Annotated in this window: 10 protein-coding genes and 1 riboswitch; of the genes, 2 read left to right on the plus strand and 8 right to left on the minus strand. The window is 43.7% G+C overall.

What is annotated here, in order from left to right:
* Window positions 1–293 precede the first annotated feature (293 nt).
* The gene (locus tag ACFPRA_RS16405) at window positions 294–1,151 is read right to left on the minus strand and encodes a metal ABC transporter permease (RefSeq protein ID WP_381437587.1); all 858 of its coding nucleotides are present in this window, start codon (window positions 1,149–1,151) and stop codon (window positions 294–296) included.
* Complete coding sequence (locus ACFPRA_RS16410) at window positions 1,151–1,891, minus strand: metal ABC transporter ATP-binding protein (protein ID WP_381437041.1); 741 nt, start codon at window positions 1,889–1,891, stop codon at window positions 1,151–1,153. The genes ACFPRA_RS16405 and ACFPRA_RS16410 overlap by 1 nt, the downstream gene beginning before the upstream one ends.
* Before the next feature lie 317 nt (window positions 1,892–2,208).
* Between ACFPRA_RS16410 and ACFPRA_RS16415 the strand changes: the two genes are divergently transcribed.
* The gene (locus ACFPRA_RS16415) at window positions 2,209–2,994 is read left to right on the plus strand and encodes an enoyl-CoA hydratase-related protein (RefSeq protein ID WP_381437044.1); all 786 of its coding nucleotides are present in this window, start codon (window positions 2,209–2,211) and stop codon (window positions 2,992–2,994) included.
* A 14-nt stretch (window positions 2,995–3,008) separates the two neighbouring features.
* Entirely contained in the window at window positions 3,009–4,061 is a 1,053-nt protein-coding gene (locus ACFPRA_RS16420) for an enoyl-CoA hydratase/isomerase family protein (protein ID WP_381437048.1), read from the plus strand.
* A gap of 145 nt (window positions 4,062–4,206) precedes the next feature.
* On the opposite strand, the gene ACFPRA_RS16425 is transcribed toward ACFPRA_RS16420, so the two are convergent.
* The 6 genes from ACFPRA_RS16425 to mmgD form a co-directional block, all read right to left on the minus strand.
* The gene (locus ACFPRA_RS16425; protein WP_381437051.1) at window positions 4,207–5,106 is read right to left on the minus strand and encodes an NAD(P)-dependent oxidoreductase; all 900 of its coding nucleotides are present in this window, start codon (window positions 5,104–5,106) and stop codon (window positions 4,207–4,209) included.
* Between the two features lie 16 nt (window positions 5,107–5,122).
* Entirely contained in the window at window positions 5,123–6,838 is a 1,716-nt protein-coding gene (locus ACFPRA_RS16430) for an acyl-CoA dehydrogenase family protein (protein WP_381437054.1), read from the minus strand.
* Window positions 6,839–6,966: 128 nt separating this feature from the next.
* Window positions 6,967–8,721 carry a sigma 54-interacting transcriptional regulator gene (locus ACFPRA_RS16435; RefSeq protein ID WP_381437057.1) on the minus strand — a complete coding sequence of 585 codons (1,755 nt, stop codon included), beginning with the start codon at window positions 8,719–8,721 and terminating at the stop codon, window positions 6,967–6,969.
* Window positions 8,722–9,099: 378 nt separating this feature from the next.
* Window positions 9,100–10,008: a methylisocitrate lyase gene (prpB, locus tag ACFPRA_RS16440; RefSeq protein WP_381437060.1), complete on the minus strand. Its 909-nt coding sequence runs from the start codon at window positions 10,006–10,008 to the stop codon at window positions 9,100–9,102.
* Between the two features lie 18 nt (window positions 10,009–10,026).
* Complete coding sequence (locus ACFPRA_RS16445; RefSeq protein ID WP_381437063.1) at window positions 10,027–11,463, minus strand: bifunctional 2-methylcitrate dehydratase/aconitate hydratase; 1,437 nt, start codon at window positions 11,461–11,463, stop codon at window positions 10,027–10,029.
* 84 nt (window positions 11,464–11,547) lie between these two features.
* Complete coding sequence (gene mmgD / locus ACFPRA_RS16450; RefSeq protein WP_381437066.1) at window positions 11,548–12,678, minus strand: citrate synthase; 1,131 nt, start codon at window positions 12,676–12,678, stop codon at window positions 11,548–11,550.
* A gap of 234 nt (window positions 12,679–12,912) precedes the next feature.
* A riboswitch (cobalamin riboswitch) is annotated at window positions 12,913–13,110 on the minus strand.
* Window positions 13,111–13,222: the final 112 nt, after the last annotated feature.

Consider the following 13,222-nt stretch of genomic DNA (forward strand, 5'->3'; position numbering starts at 1 on the left):
TATTACTCAGGAATTCTTTCAGCCTGATTGAAAACGCTTGTCACGTGGAAGGCAAGCTAAGAACGCGACGTCCTGTCACAACGCCTGCATGACTCGCATCCTGCAAGCCCTCGCAAAGACGCGAATTGAACTAAGGTTCATGAGCGGACAAGCGAATAAGGAAGGCATCCTAAGGGCGCCGCGTCCTAAAAGAAGGTGCCTTAATTTCTGCAAAGAACGCAAAAATACGGCAAATCGAACCCTCCGCTGTTCGATTGGCAACGGATGCGAGCGTTTGTCAACAGGCTAAGCTGTCAAGAAACAGCTGATTTCTGTTTGTTAGATCGAATCGTTCTCCATAAAATCCCTTGTTTTGGAGAGAAAACAAATGCCACAATAAATAACACAGTCGCAACAAGTACAATCGTCGCGCCTGACGCGAGATTATACGTAAAACTCAAGTACAAACCGACGATGGCAGCAATCGCGCCGAAAAGAGCCGATAGAAAGATCATAATCGATAAGCGATCTGTCAATAAGTAAGCGGTGGATGCCGGCGTAATAAGCATCGCAACGACTAAAATAATGCCCACCGTCTGCAATGAAGCAACTGTGACAAGTGTCAACAGCGTCATTAGAAAATAGTGGATCAATTTATTCGGCAGACCGTATGCTTGCGCCATAATCGGGTCAAACGAGCTGACAAGCAACTCCTTATAGAATAAGAAGACACTCACTAAGACGATGACACCGATCACCAAGGTCATCCACATATCCGACGGCCGTACAGCCAACACATTTCCGAACAGAATATGATACAAATCGGAACTACTTTTCAAAAACGTAATGAGAATGATCCCTAAAGCGAATGCTGATGTAAACATGATCCCAATGGAGGAATCATTTTTCACACGGCTATTCTGGCTAATAAACCCAATGCCAATAGCCGTTAAAATCCCAGTAACAACCGCGCCGATAAAGAAATTGATACCCAACATATAGGAAACTGCAACCCCCGGCAATACCGCGTGGGAAATCGCATCCCCCATCAACGCCATTCCTCTCAAGATAATGAAGCACCCAATCACTCCACTGATGACACCGACCATAACAGAAGTCATGAGTGCTTTTTGCAGAAATTCGTAGTGCATGACTGATTCGATAAAATGCATCATTTTGCCATCACCTCATCTAAGAACGATAATTGGCTGCCATATGCTTGTGCGATGGTACGTGGCGTATATACTTCTTTCACACTTCCTGCAGCAATCAACTCCTTGTTCAATAATAAAAGTTCATCAAAATACTTTTCTGCCTTGTTTAAATCATGGTGGACAACGAGAATCGTTTTCCCTTCATCCCGCAGTTCCTTTAAAATTTTCACAATCATCTCTTCGCTTGTCACATCAATCCCAACGAACGGTTCATCCAATAAAAACAAATCCGCCCGCTGCGCAAGCGCCCTAGCCAAGAAAACCCGTTGTTGCTGACCACCTGACAATTCACCGATTTGACGATCTTGAAATTCGATCATATCCACTTTTTCCAGACATTTTAAAGCCCATTCTTTTTCTTTTTTTCCTGGTCTTTTCAATACACCGATTGTTGGATATGTACCAATCAGTACCGTATCTTTTACTGTAATCGGGAAATCCCAGTCGATTGTACTACGCTGCGGTACGTAAGCAATCCGTTTCCGCACTTCTTTCAGGCTAGCACCTAGAATCGAAATTTCTCCTTTATCTATTGAAATCAAATTCAATATCGATTTTAGTAGCGTGGATTTGCCTGCGCCATTAGGCCCGATGATCCCTACAGATCTGCCCTCTGGAATCGTAAACCCGATATTATGCAACACTTCTTTTCCGTAATATGAGACATGCAAATCCGAAACTGTTATCGCATTTTTCATCTAAAAAGCACCTCCATAGTTCTATTTATATGCAATAGTTTCCTTAAGGCAACTTCTATTGTAAATTTTTTTGCCCTAAGGCAACTTTACAAGTAAAAAAAAGAAAACCACTTTTGTTTCCCGAAGGAAACTTTACTTCTACATAATAAAATATACCCGCTGAAATGTAAAGCAAAACTTTTTAACTTTTTTTATTAAGCAAATAACCGCAAAACTGTCTAGACAGTTTTACACTTTCTTTTGAGTAATTGTCCGTATTGAACACTTCATAGACTGGTACAATTCTTGCATGTTCAACTAGATAAGGAGGGATTGGGTTGTCCAAAAATTTCACGAATGTATTGATTGAAGATGCGATTGCAATTGTGGAGATCGATCATGCACCTGCCAACACATTGTCATCGGCATGTATCGCAGAACTAAGGGAAGTATTTAATAATTTGTCAAATGATAAGCAAGTGAAAGCGATTATTTTAACTGGAGCGGGCCGCTTCTTCGTAGCAGGAGCCGATATTAAAGAATTTGTAGCGGCTTTCGGCAATGAGGATAAGGGACTTGATATGGCAGTAGCCGGACAAGCGATTTGCGATGAGATTGAAAATATGAAAAAACCGGTCATCGCGGCCATTAACGGTGCCTGTCTCGGGGGCGGTCTTGAATTGGCGATGGGCTGCCATTATCGGATTGCAGTGCCTGACGCCATACTTGGATTGCCGGAACTCAAACTAGGTCTTATTCCAGGTTTTGGCGGAACACAAAGATTGAGCAGATTGACTGGAACAGCAACTGCTTTGGAATTGATTTTGACGAGCAAACAGCTCAAAGGCAAGGAAGCCAAAGAGGTCGGTATTGTCCAGCTTGTCGTATCACCGGAAGAACTATTGCCGTCTGCCAAAACGATTGCCAAGGCATTTATCGAGGGGAAAAGCATGACAAGTATTACAAGAGCTGTAGAATGTATTATAGGAGGAGCCAATGAATCTTTGGCAGATGGGCTTGAACGGGAACGTTCTCGATTTGCCGAACTATTCTTAACCGATGATGCCAAAGAAGGGGTACAAGCATTTATCGAAAAAAGAAAACCGCTCTTCACACATAAGTAAAAGGGGTGGAATGGATGACAAATGAAGTGTTATTTTCAATCAGCGACAATGGTGTGGCAACCATCTTGTTGAATCGACCTAAAGCGCTCAATTCATTGTCTTTGGAAATGGTGCAAGCCATCGGGACAACTTTGGCAGATTGGGCGGAAAACGATCAAGTCAAAGCGGTCATCATGAAAGGGGCAGGTACAAAAGGGCTTTGTGCAGGCGGGGATATCAAAACATTATATGCTGCCAAAGATAGTGCCGATGGACTTGAAAAAGCGCATGATTTTTTCATAACGGAATATCGGACGGATTTAGCGGTGGCTCAATTTCCTAAACCGATCATCGCTTGTTTAGATGGCATTGTCATGGGAGGCGGCGTCGGTTTAACGTATGGTGCTTCCACACGAATTGTCACGGAACGGACGATTTGGGCCATGCCTGAAATGACGATCGGCTTTTTCCCTGATGTAGGGGCAGCCTATTTTCTCAATAAGGCTCCAGGTTTCATCGGCCGCTATCTCGCACTGACAGCTACGCAATGGAAAGCAGCAGACGTTCTTTATATGAATGCTGCCGATCATTTTATTTTGCATGACAACCTTCAACTTTTCCTTCAGGAATTGGAGCAAATCGAGTGGCAAGATTCAACTCTCGATACATTGCTGGCAAAATATACGGCGAATCAACCTGAAGAAGGCAAGCTTGCCTCCTTACAACAAGAAATCGATATGCATTTTTCCAAAGAAACAGTTGAAGCAATCATCGACTCTCTCGGGAAAAGCAACACCCCATTTGCAAAAGAAACACGTGAAACGATGCTCTCGAAATCACCTGTCTCTTTAAAAGTGACACTGAAACAAATAGTGGATGGTCAATCTAAAACATTGGAAGAATGTCTCGCAACAGACCTGATTCTTGCGAAAAACTTTATGAAACATGAAGACTTTTTCGAAGGTGTCCGTTCCGTTTTGATCGATAAAGATTTGACACCACAGTATAACTATCCGCTACTTTCATCCGTATCCGAAGAAATGGTCAACCGTTTTTTCATAGCGGAGTCAACAATCGCCCATAATTAAAGAAAAAAGCCGAATCCTCTTGAAGGAGCTCGGCTTTTCCATTTTTCATGTAGCGGATCCATTGACGTTGACACCAATCATATCAGCATCGACATTTGTGTGCTTCCTCACTTTCTCCGTAAATGAACATTCCTTTCGTAAGAATTTATTTCGCCCCTTCCGTTGTCAAAGATGTGGCTTGTTCTTTCACTTTTTTATAAAGCGCCGACATATCTTCCTCCGCAAATCCGGATTGCTCCGCATTTTTGTAAACAGCTAACAGTGCTTGGCTGATCGGTAAATGCAAATTCTTTTCTTGTGCCAAATCCATCGCAAATCCCATATCTTTTCGTAATAGTTTCAAGGCAAAGCCAGGGGCATAATCTTCAGTTGCGATAAAAGACTTATAGTTTCGTTCATAGATGCGACTTTGCCCATAACTCACATTCAACATGTCGAAAAGCTTATCCAAATCCATGCCGCTTTCTTTGGCCAACACTAACGCTTCAGCCACTCCAGCCGTATAGAAGCCAATCAGTAGATTATTAATCAATTTCGTAACAGTCCCACTATCGATCTGTTCATTGACATGAAATAGGTTTTCGCCTAACAATGAAAGTACAGGTAACGAACGCTCATAATGAGCTGTAGAGCCCCCGACCATAAACGTTAGCGTCCGATTTTCCGCTCCAATGACCCCTCCGCTGACTGGAGCAGCCAAATAGGCAACCCCTTTCGCATCCGCTTCCGCATGAATGCGTCGATTCACTTCCGGAGCGACCGTACTCGTATCAATTAATAGAATCTTGTCACTGCTATGATGAATGAGCCCTTCTTCTCCTAAAAAAACGGATTCCACAGCAGCAGAGGAAGGTAAGCTCGTTAGTATAATCGCACAACTCTCCGCCATTTTTTTAATAGATTGACCGATGCTCCCTCCCGCTTCCTGAAATGCTTTTTCCGCCGCTTCGCTTTTGTCCATTCCATAAACGGTACATCCTGATTCCAGCAGATTTTTCGCCATGGGCATCCCCATGTTTCCTAAACCGATCACACCAATTTCCATTGTTCTCCTCCTCCAATTAGACGGTATAACGACCGCTTTTGATCATCGCTTGGACAATTTCTCTTTTCTTTTCAAACAAATTGCTATAGAGCGGAAATGAGACGGCTTCAATTTCTGAAACGATTTTTCGCCGACTATTCTCATCGGTATACGCGCTTGACACAAAGGTTATCGCATCCGCTTGTATACTGCGGTATCCTTCTTCACAGAGGATTTCAGTGAGGAGACGTTTTAATTTTTCTGAGGCCTCCTCCTGTTTGTCTATCGCCTTTTCTGTCCGTTTGAACGCGGATTCGAGTATAAACAGTCTTTTATTTATATTGGCCAATAGCCGTAAAAATTCTTGTTGTTCGCCAATCGATTCTTTCAAATGAAGTGTTAGCGCTTTCAAAACGATATCCACCTGTTGTTTCGCCGCTACAATATAGTCATAGGATCTTTCCAAACAAGCTGGATAATCCGCTTGTTCAATTCGGGAAACACTTTGCCCCTTTTTGAGAACTACTTTGGCAATGGCAAGACGATTGATTTCATTCGTTCCTTCGAAAATCCGATTGATCCTCGCATCGCGGTATAAATTTTCTACCTCATATTCTTGCATATAGCCGTATCCACCATGAATTTGTACAGCCTCATCGACGATATAGTCAAGCGCTTCAGAACAATTCACTTTGTTGATCGCACAGTCCATCATGAAACCTGCAACGACACGCACAAATTCTTCAGTGGATGCCAGATGTTGTACGGCATCATCCAATTCACCGGCAGTCCGGTATGCAGCACTCTCCGCGCCAAATAGTTGCACGGCCATATTCGCAATCTTTTCCTGGATCATCGTAAAGTCGACTAATGATTTTTGGAACTGTTTTCGCTCTTTCGCATAAGCGAGCGCCAGTTGGAATGCATGCTTTCCTGTACCGATATTGGCAAAGGCCAATTTCAAACGAGCCATGTTCAAGATATTTAAGGCGACTTGATGCCCTTTTCCAATTTCGCCCAAAACATTTTCAGCAGGAATCTTCACATCTTCCAATATAAGTGTCGCAGTTGAAGAGTCTTTGATTCCCATCTTTTTTTCCTCAGGCCCTATAGAGACCCCTTCAAAGGTTCGATCCACGATAAACGCGGTCATCCCTTTGGCGGTTTTTCCAAATACGACATAGCAATTTGCAAGTTGCGCATTGGTAATCCATTGTTTCTCTCCATTCAAGGTCCAATAGGTCCCTTCTTCACTCAAAACGGCAGTTGTCTGTGCATTCAATGCATCCGATCCCGCATTTGGTTCCGTCAATGCATAGGCGCCGATCCATTCTCCACTTATGAGCTTCGGTAAATATTTTTTCTTTTGGGCTTTCGTTCCGAAGTAAACATAGGGCAATGTACCAACTCCAGCATGGATATTGAATGATACGCTAAATGAACCGGCAGCCCCCATCTTCTCCGCAACGAGACCCGCCACTTTTTTTCCCAGTTCCAAGCCACCAAAGTCTTCAGGTACTTCGATCCCAAGAAGACCAATCTCCCCCGCTTTTTCAAAGAGAGTACGTACCGCTTGCTGTTCGATTGGTGTAGCCTTTTCCATTAAAGGCCTTACATCCAACTTGAGAAATTGCTCAGTCGTTTTTGCAATCATTTCTTCTTCGTCTGCAAAGTCTTCAGGTGTGAAAAAAGTTAAATCCTCCACCTTGTCAGTCAAATTGGAATTTGATTCTGCATACTGTGTTTGATCCATTCCTCTTTCCCTCCATTCACTTTATCAAATTATAATTGCAATTTTTATGCCAAGAAAAATGAAGGCAGCTGGCAGCTCCTGAAAAGGGGATTTGTATAAGTGACTAGACAGTTTGACAGTTTATCCATTCATAGTTGATAACGGGATAGTTTATTGTAAAGAGTCGCTCTTGTGATACCAAGACGCTTAGCCGCTTCCGATTTATTGCCTCTCACTTCTTTTAATACTTTTTCAATGACTGTCTTTTCTTCTTCCTCCTGATCAAGCTGTCTGGCTTCCCTTCTTTCATGGAGCGGCGAAGAGTTTGTCATGTAAGCTTGTATCTTTTCAGTTTGAAAAAATTCCTTTGGCAAATCAGATACTTTCACATGCGATTCACTTGTCAAAGCAAATAATCGCTCTAAGACATTCAATAACTCCCGTATATTTCCCGGCCAATGGTAACGGAAAAACAATTGCATAACATCTTTATCAATCGTTTTCTGTGTAATGCCGTATGTTTCACAAAGAATGGACAGCTGACCTGAAATCAAGAGAGGGATGTCTTTTTTCCGTTCTCTTAAAGGCGGAATATGCAGAGGGAGAACATGCAGCCGATAATAGAGATCTTTCCTGAATTCTCCTTTTCTCACCATTTGTTCTAAGTTTTTATTGGTCGCGGCAATGATGCGAAAATCGACCGGTATCGGTTCCATTCCTCCAATCCGCTCCACTTCTTTTTCTTGAATAACCCGCAAAATCTTCGCTTGTGTAGAAAGGGGCATATCGCCAATTTCGTCCAGAAAAATGGTCCCTTTATGGGCCAATTCAAACTTTCCTTGTTTTCCTCCTTTCTGTGCACCTGTAAATGCACCTTCCGTATAGCCAAACAACTCAGATTCGAGTAAGTTATCCGGAATGGCAGCACAATTGACACTGACAAAACGCCCGTTCCGCATAATACCTGTATCATGGATCGCACGGGCGAATTGCTCTTTTCCGACACCGCTTTCCCCGCTAATGAGAACAGGTGCTTTGGACAGCGCTGCCTTTCTCGCAATCTTTTTCGTCTGGGAGATGGCAGGGCTTTCGCCAAGAATCTCTTCAAAAGACATTCGTTTCCGGGCAATAGGTTTGTTGCTTTGGTGCGAACTGTCCCCTTTTTGTTGTTCCAGCGCACCTTTTTTCGTCATAATTTGTTGAATTTCAGAAACGCCTTCATAAATGAGCATACCGACCGCCCCAACTACTTGCCCATTTTTCCAAATGGGCATTCGGTGCACCACCATTTCTTGACCTTGTAACCGATGAATTTGATTCCGCTCGGGAATACCTGTTGTCAGGACGATCGGAATTCTTGTATTCTCGATTACTTGCTCAACAGGGCGCCCAATCGCTTCTTCCTTACTCATCCCGACATAACGACTATACGTTTCGTTAAACAATTTGATGATTCCCGTTTCATCCACAATTGCAAGCCCCTCATAGGCTGTATCAAAACAAAGTTGATACCACTCATTCGTTTCCTGCGATTTTTCATGCTGTTGAACAACTGTTTGATAGATGGACAACAGCTCTTTTTGTGTGATGACGCCTTTTAAAACTTTTGTTTCTTCGCATACGACATAGAGTGGACAATGATTCAATTCCTTTATCGAAAAACCCTCGTTGATCGTCAGAAAGTTTACACTACCGATCAAACCGATCGGTTCATCCCAATCCATCCCGCCTTCAATTGCAGCAAGACAATCCTTTATGTTAACGACCCGTATCATCTTTCCATCTTCCACGAGCGGTAATTCCACCCATTCGCCATCAGCCAACAACCGAAATGCGTCCTTTAGCTTATGCTTTGTTGTCAGCATTTGCAGAGAAACATCCATCCATTCTTTCACCAAACCCATAGTCGCTCCCCCTTTCAACACTTCCTCCAATCCAAATTCCTACTATTTTAAATAGTAGATCAAAAATAAAGTTGTTTATTTAACTTCGCCATAACCCGAGAAAATTCCTTCGTAACGAACAGCCCGATCGGTGCAGCGTTATTGTGAAAATAAAGTGAAACTTCAATCAGTGGGGGTTTTCCCCATCCCCCACTGATTGTTAGTTGAACCAATCGGGCTTTTACGGGCAGTTGATCTCCCACCTATCCTTATCGTTATACTTAAGTCTTCAGGTGGCAGTCTTACTGCCCGTTAATGCGGGATAAAAAAATGATGGCTCGCTCCTGAGAATGCCAAACGAGCATTCTTCAAAATACGAACCATCATTGTGAAACCTAGTTATTGTCCTTTCGTTAAAACCGTTTTGGCAATGGATTGGTCTAATGCTTCAAATTCATCATAAGAAATGGTTTCATACAATTCACTTCTCGTCTGCATAGCAGCTAATGATCGTTCTTGGGATCCGCTGCTAATTATTTCTTCATACACACGTTCATAAGCTTTAGCGGCAACTCTTAAAGAAGTGACAGGATAAATGACCATTTGAAAGCCCATATCCGCAAATTGTTCAGCACTATAGTAAGGCGTTTTTCCAAATTCGGTCATATTGGCAAGTAAAGGAATCGGAATTTCTTTTGCAAACAAACGGAACTCCTCTTCCGATTGAAGGGCTTCCGGAAAAATGACATCCGCCCCCGCCTTCACATAAGCTAGTGCTCTTTGCAATGCTTTTTCCAATCCTTCTACAGCTCGAGCATCGGTTCTTGCGACAATGTTGAGAGAAGGGGCGACCTGTTTAATAATCGAGACTTTTTGCACCATCTCTTCAATGGTCACTAAATTTTTGCCATTTAAATGACCGCATTTCTTCGGTAATTGCTGGTCTTCCAATTGTACAGCAGCGACGTTCGCTTCTACCATTTCGCAGGCGGTACGTGCCACATTTAACACGCCGCCAAATCCTGTGTCAATATCGACGAGCACTGGCAAGTCCGTTGCCCGTATGAGATCTCGTGCACGATCCGCAACTTCGGCTGACGTCACTATTCCTAGATCAGGCAAACCGCGGCTCGCGGTATAGGCTGCCCCCGATAAATACAAAGCTGAAAATCCGGCACGCTTCGCAACGAGCGCTGCCATTGCATCATGCGCACCAGGAATCTGTACAATTCCCGATGTTTGCATAAGCGAACGGAATTTCTTAGCCAATGTTTCTTGTGATGATGGCTGATCAACAATCCAAGCCATATTCTTTCCCCTCCTTACTCATAGCAAAAATAAGTCGACAAACGCATTGACATGCATCTTTTCCAATTCGCTTTGCTTTGCACACGCCGCTTCGATTTCTCCGCGTTTCTTTTCAGGATAGTGTGTCACTAGCGTTGCCGAAAACTTTTCATGTATTTTAGGGATGGCTTCTTCTCTTCTAAAGCGATGGCCAAGCGGATACTCGCACACAATCTTCTCAGTCGTCGAACCGTCTTTAAATTTCACTTGCACTGCATTAGCGATTGAGCGCTTGCTCGGATCGAGATAGTCTTTTGTATATTGTTCGTCTTCTACAACGACCATCAAATTTCTTAATCGATCGATGCGAGGATCGCTCGCTGCATCGTCTTCATAATGATCGGCAACAATATCCCCATACAATAAACCGAGTGCCGTAATGTATTGCAAGCAATGATCACGATCGGCAGGATTATGGAGCGGCCCCACTTTGTCGATAATCCGAATCGCGGATTCATGCGTCGTAATCAAAATTTGATCGATTTCGTCGAGTCGATCCTTGACATTTGGATGGAGAGTGACTGCACATTCAGCAGCCGTCTGTGCATGGAATTCGGCAGGATACGAAACCTTAAAGAGCACGTTTTCCATAACATAGGCATCCAATGGACGTGTAAGTGTCACTTCCTTTTGCTTGAACAATACATCTTGGAATCCCCATTGCGGTGCGGATAATGCCGACGGATAACCCATTTCCCCCGTCATGGTCATCATCGCCAGCCGGACCCCTCGACTCGTCGCATCTCCTGCCGCCCATGATTTCCGTGAACCGGTATTTGGCGCGTGACGATAGGTCCGTAGGCTTGCTCCGTCAATCCAAGCATTTGTGAGCGCGTTATTGATCTCCGTGCGGCCTCCGCCAAGCATTTTGGTGACAACCGCAGTTGTAGCGATTTTAACGAAATGGACATGATCTAGTCCGACACGGTTCAAGCTGTTGTTTAGCGCCAGGACGCCCTGAATTTCATGCGCTTTGATCATCATTTCCAAAACGTCCCGGATCGTAAGCGGTTTTTTCCCTTCGGCCAATCGGACACGGCTCAAATAATCCGCTGTCGCTAAAATGCCCCCTAAATTATCGGATGGATGCCCCCACTCAGCGGCTAACCAAGTGTCATTATAATCTAGCCAACGAATCATCGCGCCGATATCGAATGCCGCTTTTATCGGATCAAGAACATAAGGCGTGCCTGGTACGCGGCTACCGTTCGGGACAACTGTACCCGGAACAACCGGCCCTAGTAATTTAGTACATTCTGGATAATTCAAGGCCAGTATGCCGCACCCGATCGTATCGATCAATACATGGTAAGCGGTCGTATACGCTTCTTCACTTGTAATCTCTTTCTGCAACACATATTCTGTAATCTCTTCAATCAATGCATCTGTCGACGTCTGTTCCTGTAGTTTCAACATCCCAACGCTTCCTTTCTGCAATCGAATTGTTTAAGATAGAACTAGGCGATGCATACTGCATCCCTTCTTAAGGTGAACGGCCAGTTACAACTCCCCAGTTGATTGATGACTGTGTCGTTCGCCATTATAGTGAACCCGCGGTCGGAATAAGCGGTTATTTTCGTGTTGTTCGATGATATGCGCACATAAGCCAACCGTTCTTGCCCCAAAGAAAATCGGTGTGAATAATGGAATTGGAATGCCGAGCATCGAATAGACAGGCGCCGCATAATAGTCCAAATTCGGATAAAGCCCCTTCTCCCTTTCCATCACTTTTTCCCCTGCCTCACACATGCGGTACAGAAGGTCGTCCCCTTTCAACTCGCATAAGGCTTTTAACTCATCTTTCATGACCAATGCTCTCGGATCTATTTTCTTCATGTAGACGCGATGACCAAATCCCATAATCTTTTCCTTGTTCTGTAAACGTTTTTCCAGCAATGTTTCAAATGCCTCCACTGAGCCCGCTCCCAGCAGCATATGCATCACTGCCTCATTGGCACCGCCATGCAAATTTCCTTTTAAGGAAGCGACAGCACCAGTCAACGCACCATATATGTCCGAAAGCGTCGAGGCGATCACCCGAGCGGTGAAAGTGGAATTCGGCATTTCATGTTCGCTGTAAAGTAAAAGCGATTGATCAAAAATGGACGCTTCAAGGTTTGTAGGTTTTTTCCCAGTGATCATATAGAGGAAATTGGCGCTATAGGATAATTCATTTAACGGACGAACCGTTTCTTCCTTTTGTAAAATGTGATAGCTATTGGCAATGATTTCAGGAATTTGACTGAGCAATTTATAAGCCCGTGCTTTATTGGCAGCCAACGTATGATGATCGATAGTCGGGTCATAGCCTGCCAAGGCAGAGATCCCCGTTCGCAAGGCATCCATAGGATGAGTCTCTTCCGGAAGCAGTTGCAAAACTTTCATCACGTCCTCTGGGAGGTCGTATTCCGCTTTTAACTTCGCTTCTACATCCGCTTTTTCCGCCTCAGTCGGCAATCCATCTTCCAATAGCAAGTGCACGATATCGAGATAACCTTTTGTTTTCGAGAGCTCAATTAAATCGTATCCTTTGATAACAATCTGTCCCAATACCGTATCCAATAATGATATGGCGGTCTCAGCAGCTACAACCCCTTCTAATCCCGGTGAAAATGTCATCGTATCCGTCATCCAATCTTCCCCCTATCCGAATAGTAGTTGCTTGTACTTTGTAAGCGCTTTAAATCCGTTAGAAAACAGTTTGGCCCCGAACATTTTATACGCTTAGCTATTTCTGACCACAAAAAAACAACTTCTCTAAGAAGTTGTTAAAGAGCGTCAGAATACCTCCTGAAGAAAGCTGCCCGTCACAAATAGGCACAGCTCATCTGCGCATCCTTAACACCCCCTATCCTCGTAGGTCCATACGTGTTTTAAAAAAAGGCAGGTCTCCTGGCTAATGATCATCGCTATTCGTCCCTTCCCGCCTTTATCAAAAAGCAGTGGTCTACACGAAATCGCTCCCATATACAGTTGCGGGACAGCGTCGGATTCACACCGAACTTCCCTTTTAAGCACATTCATAGATTACGATGGATGTGCACCTTTTTTCACACATATTCAGTTATACTTTCGACTATACCACACAACTCTAAAAATTCAAAACATTTTATACTTAGTTGTTTACTAGTATTGAAGCAAAGATTCATGACAACGAAAAATCGTCATCCTTCGA

This window comes from Sporosarcina soli, assembly GCF_042655805.1.
GTDB lineage: Bacteria > Bacillota > Bacilli > Bacillales_A > Planococcaceae > Sporosarcina > Sporosarcina soli.

What these genes read in the sequence shown, in the direction of transcription:
- ACFPRA_RS16445 (WP_381437063.1), bottom strand. Translation starts at nt 11,463, where the DNA reads ATGTTGAAACTACAGGAACAGACGTCGACAGATGCATTGATTGAAGAG.
- ACFPRA_RS16430 (WP_381437054.1), bottom strand. Translation starts at nt 6,838, where the DNA reads ATGGATCAAACACAGTATGCAGAATCAAATTCCAATTTGACTGACAAG.
- ACFPRA_RS16435 (WP_381437057.1), bottom strand. Translation starts at nt 8,721, where the DNA reads ATGGGTTTGGTGAAAGAATGGATGGATGTTTCTCTGCAAATGCTGACA.
- ACFPRA_RS16425 (WP_381437051.1), bottom strand. Translation starts at nt 5,106, where the DNA reads ATGGAAATTGGTGTGATCGGTTTAGGAAACATGGGGATGCCCATGGCG.
- prpB (WP_381437060.1), bottom strand. Translation starts at nt 10,008, where the DNA reads ATGGCTTGGATTGTTGATCAGCCATCATCACAAGAAACATTGGCTAAG.
- ACFPRA_RS16420 (WP_381437048.1), top strand. Translation starts at nt 3,009, where the DNA reads ATGACAAATGAAGTGTTATTTTCAATCAGCGACAATGGTGTGGCAACC.
- ACFPRA_RS16410 (WP_381437041.1), bottom strand. Translation starts at nt 1,891, where the DNA reads ATGAAAAATGCGATAACAGTTTCGGATTTGCATGTCTCATATTACGGA.
- mmgD (WP_381437066.1), bottom strand. Translation starts at nt 12,678, where the DNA reads ATGACGGATACGATGACATTTTCACCGGGATTAGAAGGGGTTGTAGCT.
- ACFPRA_RS16405 (WP_381437587.1), bottom strand. Translation starts at nt 1,151, where the DNA reads ATGCATTTTATCGAATCAGTCATGCACTACGAATTTCTGCAAAAAGCA.